This is a genomic window from Alkalibacillus filiformis, from assembly GCF_030814115.1.
GTDB classification, from domain to species: Bacteria; Bacillota; Bacilli; order Bacillales; family Alkalibacillaceae; genus Alkalibacillus; species Alkalibacillus filiformis.
Window position 1 is genome coordinate 18166 of sequence record NZ_JAUSUP010000002.1, and the last position, 15527, is coordinate 33692.

Here is a 15527-nt window from a genome sequence, read left to right on the forward strand (position 1 = left end):
TTATCTTAAACGTTGTATTGCTTGTTCATGTGCATCGATTGTTGCCTGTATATCCTCATCACTGTGGACAGTGCTCATTGAATAACGGTTTCCAGGCTTAGTATAAATGCCAAGGTCTAGTAATTCATAATCTAATTGTTTTCTTAAATTCATATCTGCTTGACTTAAGTCACGATAATTTTTTACCGCTTGATCTGTAAATACTATATTAAAGATACTTCCCATACCAATCGTTTGCATTGGAATTGAGTAACGATCATATAAGTTCTCCAGCTCATTTCGTAGATACTCAGTCTTCCTCAACAAGTCATCCATAACGCCAGGTTTCTCTAATTCTTCAATCGTCGCAAGTCCTGCAGCTAATACCGTCGGGTGACCATTATATGTGCCACTATGGAATAAGGCACGATCTGTAGCTTGCTGACTACCACCTGAAGTTAAGATGTCTTGACCTCTTTCCGGCGACATTAAATCCATTAACTCAATCTTACCACCAAGTGCACCAACAGGGAAACCTCCACCTAACACTTTTCCTAGTGCTGTTAAGTCAGGTTCTACACCGTATAACGATTGTGCACCTCCAACATTTAAACGGAAGCCTGTTTTGACTTCATCAAAAATTAATACAATCCCTAACTCTTCTGTCACTTCTCTTAAACCTTTCATAAACGACTCATCAGCAGGGATAAAGCCACCTTGAACAGGCTCTAAAATGACAGCGGAAATCTCATCCTGTCTCGCTCTTAAAATTTTCTTGGTTGCTTCTATATCATTGAACGGTAACACAACGGTATGCTCTAAATGATAGTCTGACATTCCACTCGACTCAGCAACAGCATTCGGTTGATTCACTTCACCTGCTTGCTCCATATCTGGGTTAACACTTACAAGCATTTGATCATAACCACCATGATAATGCCCTTCAAACTTCGCGACTTTACCCTTTCCATTGTAAGCCTGAGCTAATCTAATACCTAAAAGCGTCGCTTCTAACCCTGAGTTTGTAAAACGAATTTGGTCCATACCAGGGAATAGGTCTACTAGTTTTTGCGCCATTTGGTACTCTAAATTGTGAGGAGCACCAAAGACAAACGAACCACACTGGCCCATCTGTTTATACACTGCATCTTTAACCGCTTCATGACCATGCCCTAGAATTAAAGCACCATAACATAATAAATAGTCTATATAATTATTGCCATCAACATCTGTTAACTGACTTCCTGTTGCTTGATCCATAATAATTGGATGCGGCGCAAAGTGTTTAATATTAGCCGTCACCCCACCTGGAATTACAGACTTCGCTTGCTCATAAGCCTGCTTCGAACCTCTCGTCTTATCTTCAAAATTCATCTCTCGCACAACATGTGCACTCATTTTCCACACCCTTTTGTCTTTTGTGAAATTATCATTTCATATATCTATTTATATGATAATTTTATTTCATTATCACAAACTTTTCAAGGAAAATGAAAAATTTATTTCATGAATTTTGAGTGTGATGGGTATTTTTCAGTCGAACGCCCAATTAATTAAGCGTTCGCCTGATTATTGAGAATTTCGCCCGATTATTTAGATTTTCGCCTAATAAATTAAAAAATCGCCTAATTGTTAAATAATTAGGCGATTTTCCAAGACGAAATCAAATAAGGTTAATCCAAATAAACATCTCGATACTCTTCATAGGCTGTTTCATCTTGGCTTAAATTTGCTTCAATGTAAGATCGCTCTTCCTCTTCACTTAAAATCCCTGTCGCTTCGCCAATTTCACCATTTTGCATATTCCATATCACATTATGGTCTTCATCAGCACGTGAAAAGTCACCTTGAGACCAGCGATTCAATATATCCAAGTACACTTCACCCCCTGGCATTTCTCCACGAGCTTGTTCTACCCCTTCAATTAGCCACTGGATTCTTTCATCCGTAATTAAATAGAATCCCCTTTTAATATCGGCCTCGATCTTTTGATGCGACATTTTATGGATGTAGTCTCTTACCTCGTATTTAGTCAAATCAGACTGACTGACAGGGTCTCCAAAAGGGGTTAACTCTACCGTATGTACTTCCCCTCTTTCAATCTCTTCACCATCCTCTTCTTCCTCTGAATCTACAATTCGCCCAACAGGTAAAGCTTCACGTTCTTCATCTTCCTGATGCTTCTGTACGGTCTAACAAAACGACAACAGCAAAGAAAACAACAATTGATAGTAAAATCGTTAATAAGGTTACTACGATCCATTTATATATTGTCATGGTCATCACTCCGTACCAATAGCATACAATTTTGTCCACATTTTTTACAGGTGTTTTCCTGGTATTTCCGTACAAAAAGTCCTACAATTCCCGACAAAAAAAGAAGCCCGTTTAAACTCGAGCCTCTTTAATGAAGGTCATACACAATCCACGCTAATACATCACTCAACAAGTTCAATTCAACTATAAGATCTTCTATATACCGCTCTTCCTCACTAAAAGTTATAACATGGTTTCTTAAAACTTTTAGCATTGATGTTTGGTTGTTCACCACACTAAATACATTACTCCATTCCTCTTCAGTTATTTCGTCTAATTCTTCTTGGCTTAAAATTTCAGTTTCAAGGAGGTCAATAATGCGATGTGCACGAGCTTGAGCATTACCAGCTGGTTCGTCAGTTGTTTTACTTTCAAAATCAATGTCATACTCCTCTTCCAACTCAACTAAACTAGTTGTGAAACGCTCAATGCTTTCATGGTGTGACCCTCCTATACCACTTTCTTGGTTAGCGTTAGATGCGAGATTTGGATATAACAAAAATATTATAGTTGTAAAGGCAATAAGCACACTAACTGAGACAACAGCCAACACTTTGTTACTCAGAGAAAATCACCTACTTTAAGATTTGATCCCTACACGGAAATCCTTTTAAAACACCGGCCAACTTTTTTGCGTTGCTAACTTCGCCATATTTTCATCAGGATTCACGACGATTGGGTAGTCGACTAGATCCAATAACGGCGCGTCCGATTCGCTATCCGCATAGGCATAAAGCGTTTCAGACTCCTCGTCCTTCTCATTTCTTTCAAGCCAAGCACGTAGTTGGTTAACTTTTTCATCTCCATTTACAATACGTCCCATCTTACCAACACAGACACCCTCATCATCGAAAACAAGTTGCGTACCAATCGTCGCGACGTTTTCTAACCCGACTTCACGAACGAACGCATTTAAAAAAGGCATTAATGCACCTGATAAGATGACAATGTCATCACCGTCTGCTTGGTGACGCTTAACCTTTTCTACTAACTCACGGTTTACTTTTTCTAGATCTCCTCTAGCTAACTCATCAAAAAACGATGCTAAATCTTCTTGTGTCTTACCTTTAAACGACTTCACGAAGCCATGGAAAAACTGGTGCTTAAACGCCTCTTTCCCTTTAAAAATTCCGACGAACACACTCTTAACTAACCCAGCGCTAACTACAGCCCACTCTTTTACACCGTACTCTTTTTTAGCAACTTGAAACATCACTTTAAACGAATTGCCTTGATACAACGTGCCATCAAAATCAACTGTTACAACTGCCATACAAACACTCCATTCGACTTGTTCTTCTTACTATTTTAGCATACTAAATTCCATATATCACCAGCTGAGGTTCCGTGTTACAATATAATTTATTTATAAAAAGCAAAAAGGGATGTTCCATATGATTTTTAAACAATTGATCATCTTCTTCACCGGTCTAGTTATATTTGCATATGGCATATCACTTGCCATTCAAGTGCAATACCTCGGTATTCACCCTTGGGATGTATTAAGCATTGCTCTCTTTGACCTAATCGGGTTAACAGTCGGGACTTGGACGATCATCATTGGCCTCGTCATCATGATTTTTACATTTTTCACAAGACGTCAGTATATCAATGTTGGGACATTCCTTAATGCCTTTTTAGTCGGTGTGTTTGTGGATCTGTTTCTATACTTACAATGGTTCCCTGTTGGAAATACATTAGTTGAGGATATCGCTATTATGCTGTTAGCGATCGTCGCGATGGGCGTTGGAGGCGGAACATATTCTGCTGCACAAATCGGGCTTGGCCCTCGTGATGGTTTCATGCTTTCAATCGCTGATTTAACCGGTAAATCGATTCAAAGAATTCGTATTTATGTCGAGTCCTGTGTACTTCTAATTGGATTAGTTTTAGGGGGACCTGTCTTTGTCTTCACGTTCATTTTCACGCTGATTCAAAGTCCTATTTATCAAAAGATTTTTCTTAGCATTAAGCCGTATACGACGTGCATTCAGTAAACTAAGTGGTTCTGGTTATTCGTTTGAAAAGATGAGCTCACCTTCAATCGAATAGCCTTTAACCTCTGGTGTTCTATGTTCATCTCGCAATATGTAAAAAATACTTCTGTCATTTCCATCAACGACCTCTGCTACTTCCCCATCTACTTTGATCGTGTCGACCTTCGAATCCCATACTTCACCATAAACCAGCCATTCTTCATCCATTCCCCTAACTGTTGCTGGAAGTACTTTTTCTTTATAAACAGAAAGTTGGTCGGCTTCATAGTACTCTCCTCCACCAATCCCTGTTAAATAACGCCACTGTCCATCATCTTCTTCAAAATAAGCTGTTGCTAACATGGCATCATTAATCCCTTGAAATGGCCTCGTATAAAACATCATGCCAAAGTCATCAAACTCTTTTGTTTTCAAAACATCAATGACCTCAAAATCATTTGAAGACGCTTCTATTGCCGCTTCCATCGATGAATTCACTTCTTCTTGGTCACCACAAGACACTAACAAAATACTAAGCGTAAGTAGAGTAATTAAACGAAACATACTAAATCTCCCCTAAAACAGATTATTTACACTATTGTGCGTACTACTTTAACACAAAATTTTCCATTAAACATCAGTTGCTCGATAAACTTTTTAAAAAAACGTTTTTGTACTAAAACTTTGTGAAATATATAAGTAGAGTTGTTTGAAAGGAAGATGCCAATGAAGTGGAGTGAAAAATTGAATCATTACAGTGTTTTTATCGTCTCAGCAGTTGTTGTGTTAGCTATAGTCATTTGGGGAGTTGCCGCTCCAGAGGCGATGACAAACACAATGGAATCTATAATGAAGATAATGATCGAACAGTTTGGCTGGTTTTACGTTCTAGCCACAGCTTTGTTTGTAGGTTACTGTTTATTTTTAGGATTTGGACCATACCGCCATATGAAATTAGGCCATAAAGGCGAAAAGCCCGAGTATACATACTTCACTTGGTTAGGCATGTTATTTGCAGCAGGCATGGGTGTTGGTCTTGTGTTCTGGGGTGTGGGTGAGCCGTTATCCCATTTCAACGATCCACCTGAAGGTATTGAACCGGGCAGTCAAGAAGCTGCTAACTACGGAATATTATATGGGATTTTCCACTGGGGGATTCACCCGTGGAGTATTTATGCCATCGTAGCCCTAGGACTAGCCTTTGCTAAGTTCCGTAAAAATTTACCCGGTCTGATTAGCTCTGCCTTTTACAATGTCATTGGTGATCAAATCTATCGTTGGCCTGGTAAGACGATTGATATAATCGTTATTATCGCAACGACGATTGGAATTGCCACATCATTTGGTATGAGTACCCTTCAAGTCGGCAGTGGTTTATCACATGTGTTCGGCATTGAAAGTGGTAATATGGTTTACTTAATGATTATTGCAACAGTGACGTTTATTTTCTTACTGTCAGCCGTTACTGGTTTAAATAAAGGGATGCGCTATTTAAGTGTTTCTAACTTAGGCTTAGCAGGTATTCTTCTTATCGCTGGCCTTGTGTTAGGACCGACTATTTTCATCTTTGAACAAATTGTTCGTGCAATCGGGCAGTATACGACTAGCTTACCAGAACTAAGCTTTATGACAACACCTTACACAGATAACGAATGGATGGGAGATTGGACGTTATTTTACTGGGCTTGGGTGATTTCTTGGAGTCCATTTGTCGGTACTTTCATCGCCCGTGTGTCAAAAGGACGCTCACTACAAGAATTTATTATAGGCGTTCTATTTGTCCCAACAGTTATTACTATTTTATGGTTTGTCACTTTTGGCGGGACAGGTTTGCATTTAGAGTTAAACAATGACCTGGGCATAGCTGAAACAACCGCAGAAACACCTGAAGTTGGGATGTTTTTAGTTCTTGAACATCTACCTGGTAGTTTACTATTAAGTATCGGCGCGTTAATACTGATTACGATTTTCTTTATTACATCAGCGAATTCAGCTACCTATGTTCTCGGAGTATTCTCATCGGAAGGTGACTTAAATCCGAAAAGCTCAACCTTAATCGTATGGGGGCTACTCATTTCATCCATTGCGACAGTCTTACTTCTAAGTGGTGGTTTACAAGGATTACAAGCAACCGCAACGATCACGGCTTTCCCATTTACCTTTTTAATGATTCTATTAATGTATGCAATCTATAAATCATTAAAACGCGAGGGGCTACAGAAACATAAAGTCGAAGAAAAAGAAGACTGGTAAACGTAACAAAAGCTCTTGGATCTATTCCAAGAGCTTCATTTATGGCGTTCACTTTTAATTGAAAAACAAGGCGTATGCGAAAAATGCTACAACCAGAACAATGATTAATATTCCAGTCCCCTTCCAACCAAGACCACTCGCTAAGTCAGCCGCACTACCATGACTCGCTCGGTTTAACGAATCACTTAAATTGCCACCTGGGTTATTTCTCAACTCTTCTTGCCTCATTCTTTCTTGGCGTTCTTCTGGAGACTCCTGATTCCGACTCATATGATCACCCCTATAACTATTTCATTCTATAGAGGCGATCAGTATTCCTTCAACAAAAAACACGCGAATTCAATAGAACTCACGTGTTAGAACGATTAATAATCTTCTTCAATTTGCAAAATCTCGCCATCTTCAAACTCGACATCTAACTCTATTTCTTTAACCTCACCTTCCATGATCTCAAGGTGGTCATAGATTCTTTGGAACACTTCATCTTTAGACATATTCGGTGAAAACTGTACCGCTTCAAACATTCTTTCAAGCTCTTCTATCGCCTGTTGCCCTTCACGATCAGATTCTTGACCGTTATCTACTTCAACTTCAGCTTCTTTATCTCCATTATCACCAAGCTCATATTCAAAGCTCCACTCACCGCCGTCTTCAAACTCCATCTCTAATTCAAACTCTTTAATCCCATAATTACGTCCCTCTTCGGCCTCTTCTTCCATTTCCTCAGATTCTTCATGCAAGTCCTCATCTTGATCTTCTAACCCAGTACCCTCTTCATCATCACGGTTTTGTGACTCACTTGTATCTTCTCCAGCTTCCATATCACCTTCCTGATCCTCAGGTGCCGGATCTTCCATTCCTAAGCCGTCATCAGGCTCATCTGTCGTTCCACAAGCCGCTATGACTAACATTGAACTTAATAGCAACGTCATAAATAACTTCATCTAAATACACTCCTTGTTGTCTCATTTGATGCCACAATCTTTTCTTACCCAATTATTCACTTTTTTATGCTCTAAGATAGGGGTATTTTTCCAAAATAGGAATAAAGACTAGAAATGAAATTGAAGCTGTCAGATAAATTGATTACAATGGAGGAAAGGAGTGAAATTATGCCAACATATAACAAACTAGTCAGAGACAAAATTCCTCAAATAATTGCAGCAACTGGAAAGAGTTATACAACAGATATACTTTCTGAAGAAAAGTACATAAAAGAACTTAAAGCTAAACTTAGTGAAGAACTTAATGAATACTTACAAACCAACGAAGATAACGAAGCATTAGAAGAATTAGCAGATGTTTTAGAGTTGATTCACAGTCTAACTAAAGTTCACGGTTCATCTATTGAGCAATTAGAAAAGATTAGAGAGGAAAAAGCACAGCAACGTGGTGGATTTAATGAGAGAGTTTATTTAAAAGAGGTTGAGGGTTAAAATAATAGCTTAGGAATCATCCCAAGCTATCATTTGGGTACCCAAATATCATCAAAACCATTTTTTATCGAGTAATCATATAGAAGTATAATTTTTTGCTCATGGTAATTTTTAAGTAGCGAGTTTGATTCGTCATGGGCTCTTTTCTTCAAATGATCATTTCGGTCGATAATTGTTTCTAAATAACCTCGTTCTGGAAGCTTATCACTTTTAGAACTATTACAAGCACCACAAGCCATTACCAAATTCCATACTTGATCAGACTGAACAAAAGACCAAGGGATAAAGTGGTCAACATGACTACTGCGATTACTTTTAGTTAAGTCTTTACCACAATAAAAACACTCTGCCTCAAAATAACTTAACAAAATACGCTCGAAAGGTTTTAAGGTACCTCTCTTAGCGATACTTTCAACTTTTTCTAATAAGTATTGAGTAGATGGATACTCATTCAATTCTTCTACCATTTTGGCCATATGATAGTTTGTAAGGTTCACTAACAACCTTTGATACTTCATCATGAACTCACGAACAGCTGGGTGAAATCTAAAATACTCTCTTTTGTGATCAAACTCATAAAATAACCCTTTTGTATCACCCCATAAGGCACCAAACACATTTTCTTTCATTACACTTTTTACCTTTGAAACTAGTTTTAACTGCAGTTCGTGGTTAATCTTATCGAAACTAAAATCTTGTGGTATACCATGTTCGCTCTGAAACTTTTTCATTTCAGTTACAACTCTAGCATTTTTCGGACCTCTGTTCTGTTTAACCAAATCGTGATGAATAATTAAATTCCAATATATTTTCGCAAATGCATATGCTAACTGGTCATAGCCAAGTTCCAGATTGTCATTTACTTGATATAAGTTTTCTATTAGTGATTTAATTAACGCGTATTTGTATGTAGATGATTTAGCTGACTTATTGGATAAAACATTAGTAAAAACTCTCCAAATATCTTCATCTATTAAGTAACTTTCATTCAATTCTCCAACTTTTAACTTATGTCCCAACTAAAGCACCACCAAACCCAGTAAATGTAAAAGTTTTATTTTCACTCTATAATAACATACTTAAACACAGGACTATATTTTTCTACTTACCTTCCTTAACAATAACAAACTGAAAAAGGAATTCCCCAAACTTTGTCGTAATAGTATAGAGTATAAGTCTTTAGTTGGAGGGGTTTGTATGGCATCGAGACAGTTGATCATTCCTGGTGGTTTGTTGCTAGGGATGGGTATTGGAATGCTTTTTGGTGAGACTGGTGCTGGTATGTTTATCGGGATTGGTTTAGGGATGTTAATTAGTGTTTTGTTAACATTTTCGAAAGGGTCCAGTGAACGTAATCTTGAAAAGCGGGTTGCCGAGTTGGAAGAGAAGTTAGAACAAGATGAAGAATCTGCTTAACAATGTTAATACTAGTTGGGTCTACGTTGCGTTTGACGTAGACCCGTTATTTTTCTCAACTTACAAATGAACTTGTGAGTTTGAGAACTTTATTATTCTTTTATTGTCCTTAACTTGCCATAAATGCACACCTGTATCACCCGTATGTAAGACAACATTCGTATCCATTGGTAGGTTCATGAAGCTTTGATACAGCATATTGATCGTGCCACCATGAGCAACTATGACTATTCGTTCCGCTTCTGTTTCCATCAGTTTAGACCAAAATGTTTCGATCCTCGCTCTGAAATTGATCATTGATTCACATTCGTAAAGTTCATCATGTCGCTTACGCCCTTCTTTAGGAAGAGGGTATTTTTCTTTGGCTTCTGATTTTAATTCTCCTGCTAACTGACCATTGTTCCATTCCATTAGCGCACTGTCTTGTTCAACCGAGACACCAACATGGCCAGAAACTGTCTCAGCTGTTGTTAAAGCACGCTTTAATGGACTTGAAATGATCCTGTCGATTTCGTAATGATCCCGAATCCACGCAGCGAGATTCGCGGCTTGATTTTTCCCAAGATCGGTTAATGGAAAATCCGCTCGCCCTTCATGTCTATTTTCAATGTCTGCGACTGATTGGCCGTGTCTTACAATTAGTAGTTCCATTCCCCCACCCCTTTTAGTTTATTGTATAAGAATGGAGGTAGAACATCTAGCTTCCCTTTTACATTTTTTTCTTTTCCACAAGAAAAAGAGCACCCGCAACAGATGCTCTAAGAGTTCTTAATCGCTCGATCCCTCGATTTTATTAACGCTCTTACAAACCAATAAGTGATATAAGCAGATACAAGGTCAATTATAAAAAGGTAAATGTAGTGGAAACCGCCACCCATATGTGTGATGCTGAACAATATTTCTATTGGGGCAATTACAAAAGCAAAGATGGCACTTAACCCTGCCGCCCAAATATAAAAGTTTTTTCCATTATTTGTACAGTATTGGTAGACGAGCATAAAAGCCACTGGTAAAGCTGATGCTACCATTGTAAAAGCTGAAGGTAACATTGTGGTAATGAAGTGTAAATTTCTAAACAAAACTTGTGATTCTAGGTAGTTACTAGAGTAATTCCAAAGCATATGAATCAAAAGGCCAAAGAATAATATTTCAAACATTCGTGTACGATCAATGGCGAAATACAAAATAATTAGAGGTGCAATAAGCAAAATTACATTGGCCCAAAACTGCCACGTATCCCATGATGAATACTCATGCCAGTAACTCTCTGTCAGTTGACTCAGCCGTTCGGTCAGCTCAAAAATTCGATTCCAATACTCTTCATACGTCACAAAAGCAACCCCCGAACTTGTAAAAAATTCTACTTACTTAATTTTAGTTAAAGTAGAATTTTTATACATGTCGAAGTTATATTGTTCGGTATAAATCACTGCTTATTCGGTAATGATTTGCCCTATTCGGTATTAAACTCCGCTTATTCGGTAATTATTCCTTCTATTCAGTATTAACCCCCGCCTATTCGGTAATTATTCCTTCTATTCGGTATTAACCCCCGCTTATTCGGTAATTATTCCTTCTATTCGGTATTAACCCCCGCTTATTCGGTAATTATTCCTTCTATTCGGTATTAATCACTGCCTATTCGGTAACTATTACGTCGCTCGCCTATCACTAAGCCCCAAACCCTTCTGGCATGACAGCTGCAACGACAAGTCCTTTGGCAACAAGCTCTTCTCCAGCGTACACTTCTGTATGGACGTTAAATTTTTTCGGATGAACTTCTTCAACTTGTCCTGTCGCTCGCAGTTCCACATTTTGAGGTGTTGGCTTTAAGTATTGCACTTCAAGTTTTGCCGTGACAAACCGTGGTGGTTCCACACCCTCTTCTGGCTCGAATCCATTTTTACGATGCAAAGCTAAGGAAGCTGAACCTGTGCCGTGACAATCAATTAGTGATGCTAACAACCCTCCATAGACGAAACCAGGAATGGCTGTATGTTCTGGTTCTGGTTTATATAGTGTTAACGTCTCTTCTCCATTCCACCCTGTACGGAAACCGTGGCCTAACTTATTATTGCGACCACACCCATAGCAATGAGCAAGATCCTCTGCATAATAATCTTGTATAGCGTGTTTAATCGTTTCCACAGCGAATCCCCTTTCTAGATCTAGATTAAATATTCGAAATTTTAACAAAATATGATACAATATAACTATACTGATATAATTTATAAGGAGCGATTTTATGAAAAGATTCATCTTCTCAGTCATCATGACAATCGCAGTTTTGTACCTCATCATTTATGCGATTTACCACTTTACTGACTTTCACCTCATGAGTATCGCTTTTGTTGTCGGTATTGTGTCTTGTGTATTTACTTATAGTGGATCAACACCGCTTTCGACGAAGGTCTTTGATGTTGCAACAAGAGGTAATGCGGCCCAGCAACAAATGGATAACGACTTCATCATTTCACCATCATTTCTCGGTTCTATCTTAACGCTATTATCTTCATTTATTGTTTTATTCGTCTAAAAGCTCGCGACAATTAGCGGGCTTTTATTACTTCTTTAAAACACCCAAACGACCGACACGCTCCATCGCTTCTTCTAATCGCTCTGGCTCATCGAGTAAGCCGATCCTGACATAACCTTCACCTGTTTCACCAAAGCCTTTGCCTGGAGCGACGACGACGTGTGCTTCATTTAATAAAAGGTCAGCAAATTGCTCTGACGTATAACCGTCAGGCACTTTAAACCAAGCAAAAAAAGTCCCTTTAGGTCCTGTCACATCCCAACCAATTGATCGCGCTGCTTTTACTAATGCATTTCGCCTCGTTTCATATGTCTCGACTAACATATCTACAGCAGACTGAACACCTAACAAAGCCTCTGCCGCCGCTTCTTGTACCGCACCAAATAAGCTGACATACAAATGATCTTGAATTAAATTTAAACTTTCAATGACTGACGAATTCCCTACGGCAAAACCAACACGCCAACCAGCCATGTTATACGTTTTGGACAATGTGTACATTTCAATGCCAACGTCTTTTGCCCCTTCTGATTCCAGGAAGCTTGTCGGTTTTTTACCATCAAAGCCAATGGCACCATAAGCAAAGTCATGCACGACACAGATGTTATGCTTATTCGCTACACTTACTGTCTCATCAAAAAATTCACGTGTCGCAACTGCTGATGTTGGGTTGTTTGGGTAATTCAAAAACATTAATTTCGATAAATTAAGCGCTTCATCACTAATTGCATCATAATCTGGTAGAAAGTGATTCTTTTCTAAAAGCGGGAAAAAGTGTGGTTTGGCATCAGCTAATGCGATTCCAGACATATAATCCGGATACCCTGGGTCAGGTAGTAATGCTGAGTCACCAGCATTTAATAAGCATTGACTAATCTCAACTAAGCCTGTTTTCGTGCCAAACAGAACAGCGACTTCTGTCTCAGGGTCAACGTCAACACCGTATTCGCGTTTATAAAACTTTGCCACCGCTTCTTTTAAAAATTGGTGCCCGCGAAAAGGTGAGTATTTATGATAATCAGGGTTTTCTGCTGCTTGTTGCATCGCTTTAACAATGTGATCAGGTGTAGGTTGATCGGGGTTTCCTTGTCCTAAGTTAATGACATCATGCCCTTCACGTTTTAACGCCTGTGTTTTACCAACTAAACTAGCAAAAAACTGCTCAGGTAGGCGCTTTAACGCTTCTGACTGTTCAAATCGCATCTCATGTCCTCCTTACCGAATTCACTCATTACTTTGAAGGTTATATGCTTTTTCATCTTTTGTAAAGACAGAAAATTCTAAACAGATTGAATGGAGGTGCTTTCATGCAAGTTTCTTTACTACAGCTAGATTTAGCTTTTGGTGATGTTGAAGCGAATAAGGAGAAAATTACACACAAGCTTCATAAAATTCCTAACGACACTGATGTCATCGTTTTGCCGGAATTATGGAATACGTGTTATGACTTACAGCGACTTGACCAGCTAGCTGATTATAATGGCTGGGATTCTCGTGCTTTTTTAAGTCATTTAGCGTATCGACATAAAGCGGCTATTGTTGGTGGGTCAGTTGCAAAGGTTGGAGAGTCAGGTTTTACAAATACGATGTACATTTACAACGAGAAAGGTCATTTCATTAATGAGTATAGTAAAGCTCATCTTTTTCCACTAATGAATGAACAGAAATATTTTAAAGCTGGTGATGGTGATGGACTATTTGAAGTGGGCGGCATCCCAAGCGCTGGGTTAATTGGTTATGATTTGCGGTTTCCTGAATGGGTACGCGCACATGCCGTTCAAGATGCTGAAGTGATTTATATTGTCGCTCAATGGCCTAAAGATCGAATCAACCATTGGCGCACACTACTTCAAGCTCGGGCGATTGAAAATCAGTGTTTCGTTGTGGCATGTAACCGTGTAGGAGGAGGTCCGAATTTTTCTTTTGGTGGTCACTCCATGGTGGTTGGTCCAATGGGTGAAGTGGTCGTTGAAGGCAGTGATGAAGAAGACATCCTAACAGCAGCGTTAGACCTGGATCAAGTTGCTAAAGCGCGGGATATAGTGCCTGTTTATAACGATATAAGAAATGACCTTTATGATCTTCGTTTGAGGTAAAAAAATATGCCGGTCAGTGCGAACACTAACCGGCTTAGGCGTTTCATCTATATGAATAGTATGAATTGAATTGATTATCTATCTAACTAAATTAGCGGTGTGCTAGATCCATTTCAGCTTCAGCTTGAACTGGTTCTAGGCGTAGATCTGATTTCTTCTTCTTAATGCGCGTCACAATACTGTCCATGAAATACACCGTCGCTAAAAAGAAAAACACAATCGTTGAAACAAGAATTAAAGATGTTGTCATAACCATCTACCCCTTTCCAGCAAATTTTACTGTTTAACAGTATTTCCTACTATATAGTACCACATTTTATTATAATTTCAAGTTATAAGTATCATTCTTTTAAAAACTTTCAAATCCTTATAAATGCTATCAAATGCTCGGAATTTGCATCAAGTGTCAAGAATGCGCTCTTAACGGCATTGTAAGCGCTTCCTAAATACGATCAACACTTTAATTTTAGGCAAAATCGGCTTATAACTCGTTATTTCCACCCCCTCTATAACCGTTAGATTTTCGGACAAGTTACAAAAAAGGGCTACTTAAAAACAGTTTGTTTTACTTCCATAAGATTGGAGCCCCTTCGTTTCTCTTTTAAAACTCATAATGTAAATGTGAGAAGGTAGGGTTATAGATTTAAAGAACATCTCCTACTAACAATATATTAACTTCTTAATGGAGGTGACAGGTATGAGTGATCAAAACAATAAAATGCCAGAAGATTTACAAGTAGTATCCAATAAAGTAATTGATTTATTAGTAGATACAACATTCAAGAAGCATGACGTGAAACTACAAGAAACACAAGTAGACGATGAAACTAAAAACCAGTTGAAAGAGTTAGTAGAAGACCTACAAAAGTCGGTCAAATCGCTTCAAAAGCACAATAATAATGATAATTAATGAATTCTACTAAGCCTATATGCTAGTAAAATAATGGATTGGCCTTTCCTAGTATTCAACCATTTTCATATGTAAGTAGTGTACGAAATAATAGAGGAGGGAAATAGAATGGCAAAGAAGCAATACTTTGCATCAGCACCTGGTGCATACAACAATGCTAATACAAACCAACGTGCACGTGCTCCAAAAAGATTTAATGCACTAGACCCAAAATCTTGTCACCCATTTGATGACAACACACAACAAGCAAATCAATCTATTAAAACGACTCAGCAATCTTTTGAGTCAATCGTCGTCAAAGATTCATGTGACGTTGAAGTAACAACAACTAACACTCAAGCAGCTGTAAACGTTCAAATTGGATTACAAGCAGCGATTGCGCTGATCATTAGTATTTCAGTAGCTGATAGTGACCGTGCCGAAGAAATCACACAAGACTTATATGAAAAGATTAAAACAACCCAAATTAACCACCAGCAGACGTATATTGAAAACTCTCGTGGTGTACAAGTGACAACAACGGATACAGATATCGCTGTAAACGCACAAATCTTATTACAAGTACTACTTGCAATTGTTGCACGACTAAACCTCCTTTAATAAGGAAAC

The 15527-nt window shown here is 38.4% G+C and carries 21 protein-coding genes; 8 read left to right on the top strand and 13 right to left on the bottom strand.

Features of this window, described 5'->3' with window-relative positions; all coding sequences use genetic code 11:
• The 4 genes from J2R98_RS05655 to J2R98_RS05670 form a co-directional block, all read right to left on the bottom strand.
• The gene (locus J2R98_RS05655; protein ID WP_307066976.1) at positions 1-1377 is read right to left on the bottom strand and encodes an aspartate aminotransferase family protein; all 1377 of its coding nucleotides are present in this window, start codon (positions 1375-1377) and stop codon (positions 1-3) included.
• Positions 1378-1652: 275 nt separating this feature from the next.
• The gene (locus J2R98_RS05660) at positions 1653-1979 is read right to left on the bottom strand and encodes a DUF6241 domain-containing protein (protein WP_307066978.1); all 327 of its coding nucleotides are present in this window, start codon (positions 1977-1979) and stop codon (positions 1653-1655) included.
• A gap of 404 nt (positions 1980-2383) precedes the next feature.
• Complete coding sequence (locus tag J2R98_RS05665) at positions 2384-2848, bottom strand: hypothetical protein (protein WP_307066981.1); 465 nt, start codon at positions 2846-2848, stop codon at positions 2384-2386.
• Positions 2849-2905: 57 nt separating this feature from the next.
• Entirely contained in the window at positions 2906-3568 is a 663-nt protein-coding gene (locus J2R98_RS05670; protein WP_307066983.1) for an HAD family hydrolase, read from the bottom strand.
• 121 nt (positions 3569-3689) lie between these two features.
• Here J2R98_RS05670 and J2R98_RS05675 point away from each other — a divergent pair, with 121 nt between their 5' ends.
• Positions 3690-4292, top strand: a complete 603-nt coding sequence (locus J2R98_RS05675; RefSeq protein WP_307066985.1) for a YczE/YyaS/YitT family protein — start codon at positions 3690-3692, stop codon at positions 4290-4292.
• A gap of 15 nt (positions 4293-4307) precedes the next feature.
• Here the strand turns inward: J2R98_RS05675 and J2R98_RS05680 are convergent, their stop codons facing one another.
• Entirely contained in the window at positions 4308-4835 is a 528-nt protein-coding gene (locus J2R98_RS05680) for a hypothetical protein (RefSeq protein ID WP_307066987.1), read from the bottom strand.
• Positions 4836-4997: 162 nt separating this feature from the next.
• Here J2R98_RS05680 and J2R98_RS05685 point away from each other — a divergent pair, with 162 nt between their 5' ends.
• Positions 4998-6524 (top strand): BCCT family transporter, encoded by a 1527-nt coding sequence (locus J2R98_RS05685; protein ID WP_307066989.1) that lies wholly within the window; start codon positions 4998-5000, stop codon positions 6522-6524.
• Positions 6525-6578: 54 nt separating this feature from the next.
• On the opposite strand, the gene J2R98_RS05690 is transcribed toward J2R98_RS05685, so the two are convergent.
• Together J2R98_RS05690 and J2R98_RS05695 are read right to left on the bottom strand one after the other, a co-directional pair.
• Positions 6579-6794, bottom strand: coding sequence for a DUF6366 family protein (locus J2R98_RS05690; RefSeq protein WP_307066991.1), 216 nt, complete (start codon positions 6792-6794; stop codon positions 6579-6581).
• A 95-nt stretch (positions 6795-6889) separates the two neighbouring features.
• Positions 6890-7468 carry a YusW family protein gene (locus J2R98_RS05695; protein WP_307066993.1) on the bottom strand — a complete coding sequence of 193 codons (579 nt, stop codon included), beginning with the start codon at positions 7466-7468 and terminating at the stop codon, positions 6890-6892.
• A gap of 168 nt (positions 7469-7636) precedes the next feature.
• On the opposite strand from J2R98_RS05695, the gene J2R98_RS05700 reads away from it, so the two are divergent.
• Complete coding sequence (locus tag J2R98_RS05700; RefSeq protein WP_307066995.1) at positions 7637-7960, top strand: nucleoside triphosphate pyrophosphohydrolase; 324 nt, start codon at positions 7637-7639, stop codon at positions 7958-7960.
• A gap of 29 nt (positions 7961-7989) precedes the next feature.
• Here J2R98_RS05700 and J2R98_RS05705 read toward each other — a convergent pair whose 3' ends face one another.
• Complete coding sequence (locus J2R98_RS05705; RefSeq protein WP_307066997.1) at positions 7990-8979, bottom strand: HNH endonuclease domain-containing protein; 990 nt, start codon at positions 8977-8979, stop codon at positions 7990-7992.
• Between the two features lie 178 nt (positions 8980-9157).
• On the opposite strand from J2R98_RS05705, the gene J2R98_RS05710 reads away from it, so the two are divergent.
• Positions 9158-9376 (top strand): hypothetical protein, encoded by a 219-nt coding sequence (locus tag J2R98_RS05710; RefSeq protein ID WP_307066999.1) that lies wholly within the window; start codon positions 9158-9160, stop codon positions 9374-9376.
• A 60-nt stretch (positions 9377-9436) separates the two neighbouring features.
• Here J2R98_RS05710 and J2R98_RS05715 read toward each other — a convergent pair whose 3' ends face one another.
• The 3 genes from J2R98_RS05715 to J2R98_RS05725 form a co-directional block, all read right to left on the bottom strand.
• The gene (locus J2R98_RS05715) at positions 9437-10027 is read right to left on the bottom strand and encodes a histidine phosphatase family protein (RefSeq protein ID WP_307067000.1); all 591 of its coding nucleotides are present in this window, start codon (positions 10025-10027) and stop codon (positions 9437-9439) included.
• 107 nt (positions 10028-10134) lie between these two features.
• Positions 10135-10707: a hypothetical protein gene (locus J2R98_RS05720; protein ID WP_307067002.1), complete on the bottom strand. Its 573-nt coding sequence runs from the start codon at positions 10705-10707 to the stop codon at positions 10135-10137.
• A 340-nt stretch (positions 10708-11047) separates the two neighbouring features.
• A complete protein-coding gene (locus J2R98_RS05725) occupies positions 11048-11524 on the bottom strand; it encodes a PaaI family thioesterase (protein WP_307067004.1) in 477 nt (158 codons plus the stop codon).
• A 97-nt stretch (positions 11525-11621) separates the two neighbouring features.
• Here J2R98_RS05725 and J2R98_RS05730 point away from each other — a divergent pair, with 97 nt between their 5' ends.
• The gene (locus J2R98_RS05730) at positions 11622-11912 is read left to right on the top strand and encodes a hypothetical protein (protein WP_307067006.1); all 291 of its coding nucleotides are present in this window, start codon (positions 11622-11624) and stop codon (positions 11910-11912) included.
• A gap of 27 nt (positions 11913-11939) precedes the next feature.
• Here J2R98_RS05730 and J2R98_RS05735 read toward each other — a convergent pair whose 3' ends face one another.
• Positions 11940-13115, bottom strand: coding sequence for a pyridoxal phosphate-dependent aminotransferase (locus J2R98_RS05735; protein ID WP_307067008.1), 1176 nt, complete (start codon positions 13113-13115; stop codon positions 11940-11942).
• A gap of 104 nt (positions 13116-13219) precedes the next feature.
• Between J2R98_RS05735 and J2R98_RS05740 the strand changes: the two genes are divergently transcribed.
• Positions 13220-14008: a carbon-nitrogen family hydrolase gene (locus J2R98_RS05740; protein WP_307067010.1), complete on the top strand. Its 789-nt coding sequence runs from the start codon at positions 13220-13222 to the stop codon at positions 14006-14008.
• A 91-nt stretch (positions 14009-14099) separates the two neighbouring features.
• Here the strand turns inward: J2R98_RS05740 and J2R98_RS05745 are convergent, their stop codons facing one another.
• Positions 14100-14258 (bottom strand): hypothetical protein, encoded by a 159-nt coding sequence (locus J2R98_RS05745; protein WP_307067012.1) that lies wholly within the window; start codon positions 14256-14258, stop codon positions 14100-14102.
• Positions 14259-14705: 447 nt separating this feature from the next.
• On the opposite strand from J2R98_RS05745, the gene J2R98_RS05750 reads away from it, so the two are divergent.
• Complete coding sequence (locus tag J2R98_RS05750) at positions 14706-14918, top strand: hypothetical protein (RefSeq protein WP_307067014.1); 213 nt, start codon at positions 14706-14708, stop codon at positions 14916-14918.
• 108 nt (positions 14919-15026) lie between these two features.
• Positions 15027-15518: a spore coat protein gene (locus J2R98_RS05755; protein ID WP_307067015.1), complete on the top strand. Its 492-nt coding sequence runs from the start codon at positions 15027-15029 to the stop codon at positions 15516-15518.
• The last annotated feature ends 9 nt before the right edge of the window (positions 15519-15527 follow it).